A 16,582-nucleotide genomic window follows, 5' to 3' on the forward strand; every position below is an offset into this window, starting at 1 on the left:
AGCTCGTACCGAAGGGGGAAGGTCTAGCGGAAGCGGAACGCCTTCATCAGGCGCAGGCTGCGGCTCATGAGCGCCGCGTACTGCTCGTCGTCCATGCCGAGGACCGGCGCGAGCGGGATGACCCGCTGCTGGGCCACCGTCTGGGCCTCGGTGTACTTGAGAATGCCCTCGGAGCCGTGCCGGCGCCCGAGCCCGGAGTCCTTCATGCCGCCCATCGGCGACTGGACGCTGCCGTACGCCGGCGCGTACCCCTCGTTGATGTTGACGGTGCCGGTGCGGAGCTTCGCGGCGACGGCGTGGCCGCGGCGGCCGTCCCTGGTCCAGACGCTGGCGTTGAGGCCGTACGCGGTGGCGTTGGCGCGCTCGACGACCTCGTCCTCGTCGGAGAAGCGGTAGACGGAGACGACGGGGCCGAAGGTCTCCTCGGCGCACACGGCCATCGGCTCCTGCACGCCCTCCAGGATGGTCGGCTCGTAGAAGAGGGGGCCGATGTCGGGCCGGGCGACGCCGCCCGCGACGACCGTGGCGCCCTTGGCGACGGCCTCCTCGACGTGCCGCGTGACGGTCTCCAGCTGCCGCTGCCCCACCAGGCACCCCATGTCGGCGCCGTACGCGAGGGAGTTGCCGAGCCGCATCGCGCGCGTACGGGCGGCGAAGCGCTCGACGAAGTCGTCGGCGACCGACTCGTGGACGTACAGCCGCTCGATGGAGATGCAGAGCTGGCCCGCCGAGGAGAAGCAGGCGCGCACGGCGCCCGCGGCGGCCTTCTCCACGTCGGCGTCGTGCAGCACCAGCATGGCGTTCTTGCCGCCGAGTTCGAGGGAGACGCCGACCAGGCGGGCGGCCGCCCCCTGCGCGACCTCGCGGCCGGTGCGGGTGGAGCCGGTGAACGACACGTAGTCGGCGTGCCTGACGACCTCGGGTCCGACGACCGGGCCCTCACCGAGGACCACCTGGAACACCTCGGCGGGCAGGCCGGCCTCGATCAGGAGGTCCCGTGCCCACAGGGCGGTGAGCGCCGTCTCGGTGTCGGGCTTCATCACGACGGCGTTGCCGGAGACGAAGGCGGGAAGCGCGTCGCCGACGGACAGCTCCAGCGGGTAGTTCCACGGGGCTATCTGCCCGACCACACCGCGCGGCTGGCGCAGTTCGGTGACCTTGGTGAGGGTCGGTACGACACCGGTGTGGCGCCTGGGCCGGAGGTAGGCGGCCGCGCGGCGGCCGTAGTGGCGGGCGGCGACGGCGACGGCCTGGACCTCCTCGTGGGCGTGCAGCCGGGCCTTGCCCGTCTCCAGCTGGATGAGGTCGAGGACCTCGGCCTGCCGCTGGAGGACCAGGTCGTGGAAGCGGAGGAGGACCGCGGCACGCGCGCGTACGGGGGTGGCGGCCCAGGCGGGTTGCGCGGCGCGGGCACGGGCGAACGCCTCGGCGACGTCCTCGGGCGTGGACTCCGGCAGTTCGGCGAGGCGCTCCCCGGTGAACGGCGTGTGGTTGGCGGTCCGGCCGGACCCGACGACGCCGCGGGTGAGCCGGGCGACCACGTCCGGCGTCACCACGTCGGCGGCGGTGCGGGCGCCGGCCGGGGCGGGGGCGATCGGGTTGGTGCCGAGTGGCGTGGCGGGGGCGGCCTGCGTGTCCGTCGCCTGCGTGTCCGTCGTGTCCGTCATGGGGGCGAGGGTATGCCGGATGAGGCCCGTGCGGTACCCGCCGGTAACAGCTTTTCACCGGCCGCTCACACCTTGCCAGTGTTCGCTGGCAAATAAGCCCTGATCAGGAGTGCCGTACCCGGAAGGAATCGAGAACGGTGTCGAAGTGACGCTTCAGCTCGTCGAGCCGGGCGACCGGGGCGGAGACCCACACGTCGTACATCCGCCCGCTCTCGTCCCAGCAGATGTCGTAGGTGCGCCGGGCCCCTCCGGAGGCCGGGAAACCGTCCCAGGTGAACTCCCTCAGGGCGGCCGCCAGTCCGTTGTGCGTGGTCGCCGTGACCCTGGCGTCGCGGTAACCGGGGTGGGCCGCGGGGCCGTTCGCGTGCGCCCGGCGCATGTGGCCGAGGGGGCCGTCCGCGGCCGGCGCCTGGACCCGGACGCCGATCCGCATCGACCGGTCCGACGACATGTAGAACACCCGCCGGTCGTCGGTGGACCGGACGTACCCCACGGGCACGGACAGCGAGAAGCCGCGCGGATCGGAGGCGGAACGGTAACCGCTGGGCACGCGCGCGTGCGGGGTGCCCGGGGCGTGGCTCCCGGCCGGCGGGCGGGAGGCACCGGGTGCGGTACCGGTGGCGGTGGGCACGGGGCCGGCGGTGGCTCCCGGGCCGGCGCCGGTGCCCGCCGCCGCGCCCGGCGTGTTGGGCGAGCCGGGCGGATCGGGCGGGCCGGGCCGGTCGAGGGACGGGGACACCGTGGTCGTCCGGTGGTCGTCGCCCCCGCCGCCACCGCCCCCCTCCCCCCGCAGGAGCAGGACGCCCGCGACGCCCGCCCCGGCGAGGGCGATCAGGAGCGCGGCGGCCACCACCGGCGTGCGGAGGCGGGGCCGGTCCGGGCGGCCGGCGCGCGGGGGCACGGCGTCGCGGTGCGGGGGCAGGGCGCCGGCGCGGGGCCGCTCGCGGTCGCGCAGACGGGCCCGGGCGCGGGCGCCGACGCCCCCCGCGCGGGCCGGGACGGCGTCGGAGGGCGCGGGGCGGGAGCGGCCGGCGCGGGGCGGGACGGCATCGGTGCAGGGGCCGGCGGCGCCGGGGTACGGGTGCGGCGCGGCGCCGGGGTGGGGCTCGGCGGGGCCGGGGGACGCGTGCGGGGCGCCCGGGTACGGGCCGCCCACACCGGGTTCCCCGTACCCGCGCCGCCCCCGCCCGCGGCCCTCCTCGCCGTCCTGCTCGTACGCCCGCTCCCCGTACCGTCCCCGCTCGTACGCCCGCTGCTCGTAGGCCCGCTGCTCGTAGTCGCGCGGCCCGCCCGCCTCCGCGTACGCCCGCAGCAGCCGTTCCGCCTCGGCCGCCCCCATCCTCCGGGCCGGGTCCCGCTGCAACAGGCCCCGTACGACGGGCAGCAGGGGTCCCGCCGCGGCGGGCGGCCGGAAGTCCTCCTCCACGACCGCGTGCAGCACCCCGCCCAGCGAGTCCCGGTGGAACGGCGACTGGCCGGTCAGGGTCGCGCACAGCAGCGCCCCCAGCGACCACAGGTCCGTCTCGGGACCGGCCTGCGAGCCCTGCATCCGCTCGGGCGCGGTGTACTCGGGCGAGCCGACGAACATCCCCGCCTCGGTGATGGTCGTCGACCCGGCGAGCTGGGCGATCCCGAAGTCGGTGAGCACGACACGCCCGGTGCCCTCCTCCAGCAGCACGTTGGCGGGTTTCAGGTCCCGGTGCAGGACCCCGAGCGCGTGGGCGGCGCGCAGGGCGCTGAGCAGGGCGAGGCCGACGCGGGCCGCCTCGCGGGCGTCGAGCGGGCCGCCGGCCGCGATCCGCTCGGCCAGCGAACCGCCCTCGATCAGCTCCATCACGATGTACGGGACGTCGTCCTCCTCGACGACGTCGTGGACGCAGACGATGTGCGGGTGGTGCACGCGCGCGATGGCGCGCGCCTCGCGGAGGGTGGGGTGGACGGCCGATCCCACGTCGACGTGGAGCTCCTTGACGGCCACCCGGCGGCCGAGCAGCTCGTCGTACGCCCGCCAGACCGTACCCATGCCGCCGCGCCCGAGCCGGGCCTCCAGCCGGTAGCGTCCGACGATCCGCCGCTGCTGCCCCGATCCGGACACGGCACATCCCCTCTGCTCGCGCCGAGGGTCACTCCTCGGCGGGACGCCAGCCGCGCAGCACGATGTCGAACTGCTCCCTGGTCACCGGCCAGTCGGCCGCGGGAGCGGACATGAACAGCGCGTACTCGGTTCCGTCGTCCGCGTAGTACACCTGGTCGATCGCGCGCCGCTCGCCCGCATGGGCGTTCTTCTCGACCCAGGTGAACTCCCACAGACAGGATTCCAGTTGATCACGGAACGTGTTCGTGTGCAGCTCCTTCCGTTCATAGCGGGGGAGCCGCTTCTTCAGCCCTTTCTCGATATCGAGCATGTGGAGGCAGGGAGTTTCGAAGTCCGGTGAGGCGTCGGCGCTGATACGGATGAGGTGGCGGCCGTTGTCGGGCGTGTAGTCGATCTGACCGCCTTCCGTCCGGCGCTTCCAGCCCTCCGGTACGAGAAGGCTGAAACCCGACGGGTCCTCGACGCGGTCCCAGCCATCCGGAACGGAGTTCTCCGACCCCTTCCGGTCGGGCGGGGCCGTCCGGGCGGTGTCGTCGTTCCCGTACCGCATCACGGCGAAACCGGCGGCGCTGCCCACGAGGGCGGCGAGGACGGTCATCAGGGCGGCCGTCCGCCACGGTGCGCGGCGCGGCCGCGTCCCGCCGGACGCCCGGTCGCCAGGGCTGCCGGAAGTGCCCGGGGCGCCGGGGGTGCCGGGGGTGGGGCGGTCCCCGGCCGGGCGGTCCGCGGTGGCGTGGGGCGGGGCGGCGGTGCGGGCGTTGCGGTCTTCGGTCGCGTGGTCGTGGCGGGTCGGGCGGTCGTCGTGGGACCGGTGGTCGTCACGGGACCGGTGGTCCGGGGACGGGTGGCGGGTGGCGGGGCGGTCGGCCGTGCGGGGGTCCGTCGCCGCCGGGTCCGCCGTCCGGGGGTCCGCCGTCCGGGGGTCCGCCGTCCGGGGGTCCGCCGCCGTCCGGCCCCCGGCCTGCCCGTCCGCGGCCCGCCGGCCGGACGGCGGCAGCGTCGCGGTCGCCCCCGGCAGTTCGTCCCGGCTGATCGTCCGCGTCGGGACGTACGCCTGCGCGGCGGCCGGAGTGCGGCCCTCCATCGCCTCCAGCAGCATCTGTTCGGCCTCCGCGGCGCCCGGGCGGTCGGCCGGGTCCTTGCGCAGCAGGGCGATGATGACGGGCGCGAGGGGGCCCGCGTACCGGGCGGGCGGGGGCTCCTCGGTCACCACGGCCTGCATGACGCTCAGCGGTGACGTGTGGTGGAACGGCGAGGTGCCCTCGACCGCCGTGTACAGCGTGACGCCCAGTGACCAGAGGTCGGAGGCGGGGCCCGGGTCGCCGCCGCGCACCCGCTCGGGCGCCAGGTACTCGATGGAACCGACGAGTTCGCCGGTCCGGGTGATGGTGGAGTCGCCCTCGATGGCGGCGATCCCGAAGTCGGTGAGCAGGACGCGGCCGTCGCGGGCCAGCAGGACGTTGCCCGGCTTGACGTCCCGGTGCAGCACCCCGGCGCCGTGCGCGGCGCGCAGCGCTCCGAGGACGTGCAGCCCGATACGGGCCGCCTCACGCGCCTCGATACGGCGATTTTCGGCCGCCTTCGCGGCCTCGGCGAGGGACGGCCCGTCGACGTACTGCATCACGATCCAGGGACGGTCGTCGTGTTCCAGCACGTCGTGGACGGTGACCACGCCCGGGTGCGTGATGCGGGCGGCGGCGCGCGCCTCCTTCTGCGTACGGGCGTGGAGGACGGCCCGGTCGGCCTCGGAGACGTACTTGCCGGCCGTCAGCTCCTTGACGGCCACGGTGCGGTGCAGCACCTCGTCGTGGGCGCGCCAGACCTTGCCCATGCCACCGCGGCCGATGGCCTCGCTCAGCCGGTACCGTCCGGCGAGCACGAGTCCCGCGCCCATGCCTTGAGAATGTTCCACTGTCCCCCGCTCGTTCCTTCGGAGTCCAGGTTACGGAGGGTGGCGCCCTGGCCGAAACCTCGGGGTTGCCAAGGAGACCGCTCTGTGATGCGTACCCGGGGTTACGCGCACATTTGGGGTGTACGGGCGGTCGCCGGGACGGCGCTCAGCGGGTCGACCGGTAGGCGCCCACGGCCTGTTGGTAGATCTCCGACACCTTGTCGCGCTCGCTCTCCGGACCGATGACCTGGACGACGTGGTACCGGTCGCCGACGACCAGGGCGAGGTTGCGGACGTACACCTCACGGCCGTTGGCGTCCGACCAGGTGAACTGCCCTTCCGCCATGACCTGTCGGCCCACCTCCATCCGGCGCAGCCCGGTGGCCGTCGCCCAGCTGCTGTCCCGCCAGGGCTGCAGCTCACGCTCCTTGGTGCGCTGGTACTCCAGGGGGTCGCTGCCCCCGGCGCGGACGGTGTCGCGGCCGGGGACGACGATCAGCGTGAAGTCGCCGCCGGTGTAGCGGACCTGGCCCACGTCGTTGATGGGGCTGCGCCGCCAGCTCCTGTCGACGCCGACACGGAAGCCCTCGGGATCGTCACGCACCGTATACCCCTCCGCCAGGTCGGGGGTGTCCGGAGCGTCCGGGGCGCCGGGGGTGACGGTGTTGGTGGAGGGCGCCGGACCACTGGGGGCGGGCTGCTCCGCGGGGCCTCCGGACGGCTGCTCCTGGGAGGGCTGTCGGGGCTCCTGGGGCTGCTGCGATCTCTGCGGGGCCTGCCCCTGGGAGCGGGTGTCGGACTTCGGCATGAACATCACCGCGTACGCGACGGCGGCGGCGAGCAGCAGCAGGATGGCGAGCAGGAGGACCCGCCCGAGGGTGCGCGGGCCACGGCTCTCGCGCGGCTCGCGGGACACACGGGGTTCACGCGTCACACGCGGCTCACGAGGCGCCGCGGGGACCGGCTTCGCGGATCGCGCCCGCTTGCTGTGGCGGTGGCGTCCGTGGGCCGCGCCGGACGCGCCGAAGCGGCGCCGGCGGACCAGCTCGCCCCGGCGGCGCACGACGGGCAGGCGGGCGGCGTCGACGGAGGGCATCGGCACGACCGCGGTGCCCGCCTCGGGCTCCGGCGCCGACCGGACGAGCGAGCGCAGCCAGCCACGCAGTTCCTCGAAGTCGGGCCGCTCCGTGGGGTCCTGGCGCAGCAGCGACTCGACGACCGGGCGCAGCGGGCCGCACTCCTCGGCGAAGGCGGGCGGCTCGGAGCACACCATCTGGACCAGCTCGCCGGCGTTCTCCTCCGGGTAGGGGGCGTGGCCCTGGACCGCGCGGTAGAGGAGCGCGCCGAGCGCCCACAGGTCGGTGGAGGGGCCGATGGGCGGCGCCAGCTGCCAGGTGTCGTGGACGGGACCGGCCTGTTCGGGAGCCCACCGCTCGGTGACGGCTCCGACGACGTTGATGCGGGCCTGGCGGGCGCGCTCGGCGGCGAGGGGCGTGGTCGGGCCGCGGTACACGGGCGCGGCGGCCGGGTCGCCCTCCCCGGCGTCCTCCCACCGGCCGGGCGGACCGGCGGCCGGGCCGGTGCGCGGCTCGGGGGCCTCCGCGCCGGGCCGGCGGGCCTCGCGCCGGGCGTCGGCGCGCAGCGCGTCCCTGGTGCCGTACGGGGAGACGCCCCCGCCCGCCGGGACGGAGCCGCCGCCCGTGCCGGGCCGGTCGCTCCAGGTACCGGCCAGCATGACGCGGCGCGGCGTCCCGTCGCCGTCCTCGCCGCCCTCCCGGGTGTCGTCGTCCTCGTCGTCGTCGAGGTCCGCCGCGTGGGACCACCACTGCGGTTCGTAGTCCGCGGGGGTGCCGCCCGCGGGTGCCGCGGGGCCCCGCGGCGGGGGCGGCAGGGAGAGGGCGGCGCCCGCCTCCTCCGCGCGGGCCGCGGCACGCGCGCCGGCCCGCCACGCGGCGATGGCGCCCGCCCGCGTGGCGCGGTCGTCCGGCGGGGGCTGTTCCGCCGGCGCGGGTGCCCCCGGGAGCGCGGGCGGTTCGAAGCGTACGGGCGGGGCCGGGCGACCGTGCCCCGGATCGGGGCGGGTGTGATCCGGGCCGGGGAGCGCCGGGCCGGGGCCGGAGCCGGGGAGCGCCGGGCCGGAGGGCTGCGGCGGCACCGGCGTGGCCGGTTCGTACCCCGGGGCGAGCGCCGGCAGGGACACCGGGGCGTGGCCGGAGGGGACCGGGGCGGGCGGCAGGTCGTCGTCGGCGTCCGGATCGGGCACCGGGGCGTACCCGCACAGCGCCTCCTCGGCCGCGCCCGCCGCGAGGCCCGTCAGCACGACCCGTCCGTCGTCGCAGACCAGCACCGTGCGCACCGTGATGTTGCGGTGGACCCAGCCGTGCGCGTGGAGCGCGCGCAGCGCGGTGAGCACGTCGGAGCCGATCTCGGCGGCCCGGTAGGGGCTCAGGGGCTTCTCCGCGAGCAGGGCCGCGAGCGGCCTGGCGGCGACCAGTTCACTCACTATCCACAACGACCCGGCCTCGGCGAAGACGTCGAACACCTGGTCGAGGCGGGGGTGGTCCGGGATCTGCGCGGCGGCCTGCGCGGCCTCGATGGCCCGCCGCACCGCCGGGTCGCCGGAGCGCCGGACCGCCCGGCCCGCCGCGTGCGGGGGCACCCGTCCGCCGGCCGCCGGGCCGGGGAACCGGCCGTTGCCCTCCGGCTCGACCACCTCGGCGTCGACGACCTCCGGCAACGGCACCTGCCGGACCAGCACTTCCTGGCCGCTGTACGTGTCGAAGGCGCGCGTCTCGACGAGTTCGTACTCGTCGGACGGCGGCAGCGGAAGGCGGTAGCGGTCGGCCAGCACCCTCCCCGCATAGTCGTCCACGACGCCGCCTCCCCACGAGCGCGCTGTCCCCCGGCTTCACAACCCGTGCAAAACCGTCACTTCCGGTCGTTCGGTGCGCAGTTACCCGCTCTTTCAGGCTGCGTACGGCTCACGAGCTCTCACGATACGTGGCCCAGGTCAGTCCTTGGGGCTGAATGTCGCGAACGCCGTGTCCCGCAGCGTGCGGCACTCCGGGCCGTCCCACTCCGCGGCCTTGCAGGTGATCATGATCGCGTAGCCGTGGTCGGCGTCGACCTTGAAGCCCCGGTTGATCACCCGCACCCGCTCCCCGTTCTGTTCGCGCTCGAACTTCCAGTCGGCGACCGTCGGATAGCCCTTGTAGTCCACCGTGTCGATCCCATGGTGCCGGTAGCCACTGACACTGGACCTGAGACCGACCAGGGCGGCCGTCCACGCGGCCTTGGCGTCGTCCTTGGGGTTGTCGGTGAAGTCCACCTGGACCCGCGGGAAGCCACCGCTCCGGCTGTATATCGCGCCCGAGCCCTGCCCGGCCACGGCGGTCTGGCGGAAGCCGGACGGCATCGCCATCGTGAAGTGGAACCGGGCGTTGGTGACCGTGGCGTACCCGGCCGGCAGCGCCGCCCCGCCCCCGCCCGACGAGGGCGTGCCGGAGGGCGTCGTACCGCCGCCGCTGCCGGTGCCCCCGGTGCCGGGCTGCTCGCCGCCCTGGCCCTTGTCCTGCTCCTGACCCTGCTCCTGGCCCTGTTCGCCGTCGGGACGGCCGTCGTTGCCGCTGGTGGCGCCCTGGGCGACGGCGGCACCGGCCGAGGCCGTCCGGTCGGCCGCCGGAGTGCCCTGCCCCTTGGCGCCCGGCTCGTCGTCGCCGTTCATGACGAGGGCGAGGACGGTGGCCAGCACCGCGAGCACGACGACGACCGCGATGATCACCAGCGTCCGGCGCGGCACCACGTCGGTGAGCGGTGCCCGCGCGGGGGCCACCGGAGCCGAACGCTCGGCGGTCTGCGGCCCGGACGCCGGCTCCGCCTTGGCGAACGCCGCCGCGTTGCGCACGGAGCGCAGCGCGCCGCGCATCCGCTCGGCCGCCGGGTCGTCCACGTCCTTCGGCTTGGACGCGGCGTCCTCGCCGGGCAGCGGCAGCAGCGGCACGATGCGCGTGACCTCGGGCGACGGCTCGGCCGCCGGTGCGGGCGTCTGCGGCGCGTGGATCACGTCGTTGAGCAGCACCCGGGCGCCGGCGTCGTCGAGGCGCTTGGCCGGGTCCTTGTGGAGCAGGCCGTAGATGACCTCCTCCAGCGGGCCGGCGTTCTTCGGCGGGTCGAGCTGCTCGGTCATCACGGCGGTCAGCGTCGCGATGGCGGAGCCCTTGTCGTACGGCGGGCAGCCCTCCACGCACGCGTAGAGCAGGCCGCCGAGGGACCACATGTCCGCCGCGGGGCCGGGCTTGTGGCCGCGGGCCCGCTCGGGCGAGATGTAGGAGGGCGCGCCGACGAGCATGCCCGTCGACGTGATGGACGGGTCGCCCTCGACCTGCGCGATGCCGAAGTCGGTGAGCACGACCCGGCCGTCGTCGGCGATGAGGACGTTGGACGGCTTCACGTCGCGGTGCAGGATGCCCTCGCGGTGCGCGGAGCGCAGGACGTCGAGGATGGCGAGCCCGACCTCGGCCGCGCGCCGGGGCGGGAGCACCCCGTCCTCGCGGATGGCGTCGGCGAGCGACTTGCCCTCGATCAGTTCCATGACGATCCAGGGGCGGTCGTCCTCGTCCACGACGTCGTAGACGGTCACGGCGCCGTTGTTGCGGATCCGGGCGATGGCCTTGGCCTCGCGGAGGGTCCGCGTGATGAGGCGGCGCTTCTCGTCCTCGTCGATGCTGCTGGGGAAGCGCAGCTCCTTGACGGCGACGGTGCGTCCGAGCGTCTCGTCCACGGCACGCCAGACGGTTCCCATGCCACCGCGGCCCAGCACACCGCCGAGCCGGTAGCGGCCGGCGAGCAGGCGCCCTTCGCCGGTCGCCCGCGCGGCGGGCGCCGTGTCGCCCCGGCCGCCGGCGCGTCCGCCGGCCGGCGCCGGCTTGGCGCCCTTCGGCTCCTTGCCGCCGCCGGACTCCCCGGAGGCCCCGGCCGCCTGCGGCTCGCCGGCCTTGCCGGAGCCCTCGGCCTTCGTCTCCGCCGGGCCCTGCGCGCTCCGGTCCTTCAGCGGGCCCCCGGACTTCTCAAGGCTCCTGGGCCCCGCCGGACCTGACGGCCCCGCCGACGCGGACGGTTCCGAAGACGCCGAAGAAGCCGAAGTCGCCGGAGCGGGCGGTGCCGCGGGCCCCGTCTGCCTGCCCGGACCTGCCGCGGCGTCCGAACCCTCGGGCTTCTTCGCGCCCTTGGGGTCCGGCGCCTGCGCGGCACCCGCGGCGGAGCCGGAACGGGCCGCGGGGACGGCGCCCGAGGCGCTGCCCGCGCCGGTGGACGACGGCGCGCCGGCCGGCGCCTCGTCATCCGCCGGCGGCGCGCCGCGGCGGGCGGTGTCCCGCTTCCCGGCCGTGTCCCCGCCCGGGCGGTCGCCGGCCCCGGCGGGTGCCGCCTCCTCGCCCGGCCCGTCGTCCGGCGCGCCCGACCGGGGGGCGGGGACGGAACCGCCCACGTCCTTGCCCGAGGGGGCGCCGGACTCACCGGCCGCCGCCTCGGCGCGGCCGGCGCCCAGCTTCATCGTCGCGTCCTTGACCGGCTCGGTTCCCGACGTGGCGGGTGCGTCCCCGGTCGATTCGGCGCGCGGTTCCTCGTCCGGCCCGTCCGCCCCGACGCCCGGCTTCGCCGCGTCCCGCTGAGGTTCCCGAGCCGCGTTCCGCGACTGCTCCGCTCCCGACATGCGTCCCCTCTGCGATCCCTGATCCTCGCCCGCGCCTGCCGCTTCCGCGCGATGCGGTAACCCGCCCTGGAAGAGCGTCCATTGTCTCTCACTCCGGGACCGGCGAAACTCCCGGGTCCTCCGTCCGTCAGGATGGGCCCGGAAGGAGGGACCCCACGATGCCACTACTTCGCGCCAGGATCGCGGTTCCGCTGGTCACGGCCCTGCTCGGGCTCGGCGCCTGCCAGCTGCCGGGGGAACCCTCCCCCACCCCTCCCAGCGCCGTCCTGCCCCGTCTCGTCACCGAGGGCCGCGCTCCGGCCGCGGCGCTGCTGGCCGCCTCACCGGCCGGATCGCGGTTCCGGACGGCGGGCCCGGGCGTCCACCGCGCCGACCGCTTCCGCGCGGGCAGCGTCACCAAGACGTTCGTCGCGACGGTCGTGCTCCAACTCGCCGCCGAGGGGCGGCTGCGCCTCGACGACCCGGTCGACCGGCACCTGCCCGGCCTGGTCCCGGCGCCTGCGGGCGGGCGCGTCACGCTGCGCGCGCTGCTCACCCACACCAGCGGTCTGCCGGAGTACGCCGGTGCCGCGGCCGGCCCGCCGTCCACGGGGCGGCCCACGGCACGCGAGGCGGTCCGCCGCGCCCTGGCCCTCCCGCCGGGGCCTGTCGGACGCTACGCCTACTCCAACACCAACTACGTCCTGCTCGGCCTCGTCATCGAACGCGTCACCCACCGCACCTACGCCGCGGAGGCCGGCCGGCGCATCATCAGACCCCTCCGTCTCACCGGCACTTCCTTCCCGGGCGCGCGCACCGAACTGCCCGCGCCGCACGGGCGCGCGTACGACGCCGCCGGCCGGGACGTGACCGCCCTCGATCCGCGTGTCGCCGACGCCGCGGGCGAGCTGATCAGCACCCTCGACGACCTGAACCGCTTCTACGCGGGCCTCCTCTCCGGGCGCCTCCTGCCCGCACCCCAGCTCAGGGAGCTGCTCGACACCCGGCTCTCGAACGGCGCCTACGGCATGGGCATCTATCCGTCCCGGCTCTCCTGCGGGACCACGGTGTGGGGCCACAACGGCCGCATCACCGGCGGGTACGTCCGTTCCGCCACGACAGGCGACGGCCGACACACCGTCACCTTCCGCACCAATACGGACGGGACCCCCGAGCGTGTCCTGCGCACCCTGGAACCCGCGCTGCTGGAGGCCGAGTTCTGCCACCGCGGGCCGCCCGGCGGCCGGACGGGCACCGGACGGGCACCCCACCGTCCCGGCACGCCCGGCGCCTGATCCACGGGGGCGACCGGACTCCCACCGCCCGGACGCCCCCTCCCCTCGGCCCCGGAGCCGGGGCGGAGCGCCGAGCGCCGAGGGGGAGCAGGGCGGCGGGGACTACAGCGGCACGATGTCCGGAGCGCCCAGCCGGGCCGCGTCCGCGGTCAGGTCGTCCGGCTGGCGCTGCGACTCGCGCTCCGCCTCGACCCGCTTCTCGTAGTGCTCGACCTCCCGTTCGATCTGCCCCTCGTCCCAGCCCAGCACCGGCGCCATCAGCCGCGCGCACTCCCGCGCGCTGCGCGTCCCGCGGTCGAAGGTCTCGATGGAGATACGGGTCCTGCGGGTGAGCACGTCGTCCAGGTGGCGGGCCCCCTCGTGCGACGCGGCGTACACGACCTCCGCGCGCAGGTAGTCGTCCGCGCCGCCCAGCGGCTCGCCCAGCTTCGGGTCGGCCAGGATGAGCTCCAGCACCTCCTCCACCAGCGAGCCGTACCGGTTCAACAGGTGCTCCACACGCGCCACGTGAAGCCCCGTCCGGGCGGCGATCCTCGCGCGCGCGTTCCACAGCGCCCGGTACCCCTCGGCGCCCAGCAGCGGGACGTCCTCGGTGACGCAGGCGGCCACCCGCATGTCGAGGCCGTGCACGGCCTCGTCCACCGCGTCCTTGGCCATGACGCGGTACGTCGTGTACTTCCCGCCCGCCACGACGACGAGACCCGGCACCGGGTGGGCCACGGTGTGCTCGCGCGACAGCTTGCTGGTGGCGTCGGACTCGCCGGCCAGCAGGGGCCTCAGGCCCGCGTACACGCCCTGGACGTCGTCCCGGGTGAGCGGGACCGCCAGCACGGCGTTCACCCGCTCCAGCAGGTAGTCGATGTCGGCGCTGGACGCCGCCGGATGAGCCTTGTCCAGGTCCCAGCCGGTGTCGGTGGTCCCCACGATCCAGTGCCGGCCCCAGGGGATGACGAACAGGACCGACTTCTCGGTGCGCAGGATGAGGCCGGTGGTCGAGTGGATCCGGTCCTTGGGCACGACCAGGTGGATGCCCTTGGACGCCCGGACGTGGAACTGCCCCCTCTCCCCGATCAGCGCCTGGGTGTCGTCCGTCCACACCCCGGTCGCGTTGACGACCTGCTTGGCGCGGACCTCGTACTCGCCGCCCGCCTCGACGTCCTGCACCCGGGCGCCGACCACCCGCTCGCCCTCGCGCAGGAAGCCGATCACCCGTGCCCGGCTGGCGGTGTGCGCGCCGTAGCTCGCGGCGGTGCGCACCAGGGTGGTCACGAAGCGCGCGTCGTCCATCTGCGCGTCGTAGTACTGCAACGCCCCGACCAGCGCGTCCTTCTTCAGCGCGGGCGCCACCCGCAGCGCCCGGCGCCGCGACAGGTGCCGGTGCACGGGCAGGCCGCGCCCGTGCCCGGAGGAGAGGGACATCGCGTCGTACAGCGCCACGCCGGAGCCGGCGTAGAACCGCTCCCAGCCCTTGTGCTGGAGCGGGTAGAGGAACGGCACCGGTTTCACCAGGTGCGGGGCGAGGCGCTCCAGCAGCAGCCCGCGCTCCTTGAGCGCTTCCCGCACGAGCGCGAAGTCCAGCATCTCGAGGTACCGCAGTCCGCCGTGGATCAGCTTGCTCGACCGGCTGGAGGTGCCCGACGCCCAGTCGCGCGCCTCCACCAGCCCGGTGGCCAGCCCGCGTGTCGCCGCGTCGAGGGCCGTCCCGGCGCCGACCACCCCCGCTCCGACGACCAGCACGTCCAGTTCACGATCGGCCATGGCCGCCAGCGCCTGCGCGCGCTCGGCGGGTCCCAGTGTCGCTGTCCTCACCGCTGCCTCCCGTCGCCCCCGTGTGGTCCCCGTGTGGTCGGGCTCACGCATTCGATTCTGTCCCGGCCCCCCGACTTCAGCCACCGCCTGTGGACAACACTCGGCCGAACCACGGCCCACAATGCCGCATAACGGTCATATTTACGCCTAGTCTGACATTGCGTTGCGCTCGTTCTGTCCACAGGACTTGCGTCTCACGTCCCCTCCGGCTACTGGGAAGGACGGCATCACCCCATGCCCGCAGACCTCGCCGTCATCGGCCTCGGCCACCTCGGACTGCCCCTCGCCCAAGCCGCCACTGCCGCCGGTGTCGACACCATCGGCTACGACACCGACCCGCGCCCCGTGGCGGAACTGGCGGCCGGCCGACCACCGGTCGACGGTTCGCTCACCGCCTCGGAGATCCGCCGGATGCTCTCGGGGGGCTTCCGGCCGACCACCAACCCGACCGAACTGGGCCGGGTCCGTACCGCCGTCATCTGCGCCCCCACGCCCCTCGCCGCCGACCGGACGCCGGACCTCTCCGCCGTCACCGGCGCGGCGCGGGCGCTGGCCGCGCGGCTGCGGCCCAACACCACGGTCCTGCTGGAATCGCCGGTCCACCCCGGCACCACCGAGGACGTCCTGCGCCCACTGCTGGAGGAGGGGTCGGGCCTCACGGCCGGCCGCGACTTCCACCTCGCGTACTCGCCGGGCCGTCTCGACCCCGGCAACCGCGCCCACGGCATCGCCCACACGCCCCGGGTCATCGGCGGCCTCACCCCGGCCTGCACGGAATCGGCCGCCGCCTTCTACGGCCGCCTCACCGACAAGGTCGTACGGGCCAGGGGCACCCGCGAGGCCGAGACCGTCAAGGTGCTGGAAACCAACTTCCGCCATGTCAACATCGCCCTGGTCAACGAGATGGCGGTGCTCTGCCACGAACTGGGCGTCGACCTGTGGGACGTCATCCGGTGCGCCGAGACCAAGCCCTTCGGCTTCCAGGCCTTCCGCCCCGGCCCCGGTGTCGGCGGCCACGGCGTCCCCGTCGACACCATCGGCCCGCACCGCCCGCTGCGCCTGGTGGAACTGGCGGGCCAGGTCAACGAACGCATGCCGCAGTACGTCATCCAGCGCTGCGCCACGCTCCTCAACGAGCACGGCAAGTCCGCGCGCGGCGCCCGCGTCCTGCTGCTCGGCGTCACCTACAAGCCGGACCTGGCCGACCAGGAGGGCTCCCCCGCCGCCGAGATCGGCCGCCGCCTCATGGACCTGGGCGCGGTGGTCAGCTACCACGACCCCTACGTCGCCCACTGGCGCGTCCGCGACCTGCCGGTGCCCCGGGCGGACTCCCTGTACGAGGCGGCCGCCGCGGCGGACCTGACGGTCCTGCTCCAGCACCACCGCACGTACGACCTGCAAGGGCTGGCCGTCAAGGCGCAGCTCCTGCTGGACACCCGCGGCGTCACCCCGGCCGGGGCGGCCCACCGGCTGTAGGCGCGGCCCGGGATACCGGGGGGCGGATGTCGTACCGGGCTGTTAGTCTCCGGACCCTCTACTTCACACGGCCTTTATCCGCACAGGTGTACGTGCACGGCCGTGGCCGCTTCAGGGGGGATTTCCCAGCATGAGCCAGCCCGTTCCGCCGCCCGGCAACCCGTTCGGCGGCCCCGCCGGTGCCGCACCCTTCCCGCCCGCGCCTGCCCCGGCCCCCGCGCGGGACAACGTCGCGCTCGGCCTGGTGACCGCGGTCGTGGCCGCCCTCGTCGCCGCCGTCGCCTACGGCGCGATCGGCGGCGCCATCGAGCGCGAGATCGGGTACGCCGCGGTGGGTGTCGGCTTCCTCGTCGGCTTCGCCGCCGCGAAGGTCGGCGGCCGCAACCCCGCCCTGCCGGTGGTCGCCGCGATCCTGTCGATCGCCGCCGTCTACCTCGGCCAGCTGATCGCGATAGCCGTCGTCATCGCCAACACCCTGGGCGGGTCCGCCCCCGAGATCCTCATGGAGGACCTCGGCTCGCTGACCGACCTGTGGAAGGAGACCGCGGACGCCATGACCTACCTCTTCCTCGCCATCGCCGCGGTCACCGCCTTCGCCGGCGCCAAGAAGGCCAACGCCTGACCGGCCCCCGCACACGAGGAAGGGCCCGCACCACCCGG

General features: G+C 75.2%; 9 protein-coding genes. 3 read left to right on the plus strand and 6 right to left on the minus strand.

Going from position 1 to position 16,582, the window contains the following annotated elements; all coding sequences use genetic code 11:
- Positions 1-23 precede the first annotated feature (23 nt).
- From A4V12_RS15280 to A4V12_RS15300, 5 genes are all read right to left on the minus strand, one after another.
- Entirely contained in the window at positions 24-1,667 is a 1,644-nt protein-coding gene (locus A4V12_RS15280; RefSeq protein WP_064069901.1) for a succinic semialdehyde dehydrogenase, read from the minus strand.
- 103 nt (positions 1,668-1,770) lie between these two features.
- Positions 1,771-3,690: a serine/threonine protein kinase gene (locus A4V12_RS15285; RefSeq protein ID WP_079137078.1), complete on the minus strand. Its 1,920-nt coding sequence runs from the start codon at positions 3,688-3,690 to the stop codon at positions 1,771-1,773.
- Positions 3,691-3,790: 100 nt separating this feature from the next.
- A complete protein-coding gene (locus A4V12_RS15290; protein WP_079137060.1) occupies positions 3,791-5,674 on the minus strand; it encodes a serine/threonine-protein kinase in 1,884 nt (627 codons plus the stop codon).
- 145 nt (positions 5,675-5,819) lie between these two features.
- Positions 5,820-8,525, minus strand: coding sequence for a protein kinase (locus A4V12_RS15295; RefSeq protein WP_064069903.1), 2,706 nt, complete (start codon positions 8,523-8,525; stop codon positions 5,820-5,822).
- A 138-nt stretch (positions 8,526-8,663) separates the two neighbouring features.
- Entirely contained in the window at positions 8,664-10,502 is a 1,839-nt protein-coding gene (locus tag A4V12_RS15300; RefSeq protein ID WP_064070106.1) for a serine/threonine-protein kinase, read from the minus strand.
- A gap of 1,019 nt (positions 10,503-11,521) precedes the next feature.
- Between A4V12_RS15300 and A4V12_RS15305 the strand changes: the two genes are divergently transcribed.
- Positions 11,522-12,637 carry a serine hydrolase domain-containing protein gene (locus tag A4V12_RS15305; RefSeq protein ID WP_064069904.1) on the plus strand — a complete coding sequence of 372 codons (1,116 nt, stop codon included), beginning with the start codon at positions 11,522-11,524 and terminating at the stop codon, positions 12,635-12,637.
- Positions 12,638-12,739: 102 nt separating this feature from the next.
- On the opposite strand, the gene A4V12_RS15310 is transcribed toward A4V12_RS15305, so the two are convergent.
- A complete protein-coding gene (locus tag A4V12_RS15310; RefSeq protein WP_064069905.1) occupies positions 12,740-14,446 on the minus strand; it encodes a glycerol-3-phosphate dehydrogenase/oxidase in 1,707 nt (568 codons plus the stop codon).
- 234 nt (positions 14,447-14,680) lie between these two features.
- On the opposite strand from A4V12_RS15310, the gene A4V12_RS15315 reads away from it, so the two are divergent.
- A complete protein-coding gene (locus A4V12_RS15315) occupies positions 14,681-15,922 on the plus strand; it encodes a nucleotide sugar dehydrogenase (RefSeq protein WP_064069906.1) in 1,242 nt (413 codons plus the stop codon).
- 130 nt (positions 15,923-16,052) lie between these two features.
- Positions 16,053-16,544, plus strand: a complete 492-nt coding sequence (locus A4V12_RS15320; protein ID WP_064069907.1) for a hypothetical protein — start codon at positions 16,053-16,055, stop codon at positions 16,542-16,544.
- Positions 16,545-16,582: the final 38 nt, after the last annotated feature.

The organism is Streptomyces noursei, assembly GCF_001646665.1.
In the GTDB taxonomy this organism is placed as follows: Bacteria; Actinomycetota; Actinomycetes; order Streptomycetales; family Streptomycetaceae; genus Streptomyces; species Streptomyces lavendulocolor.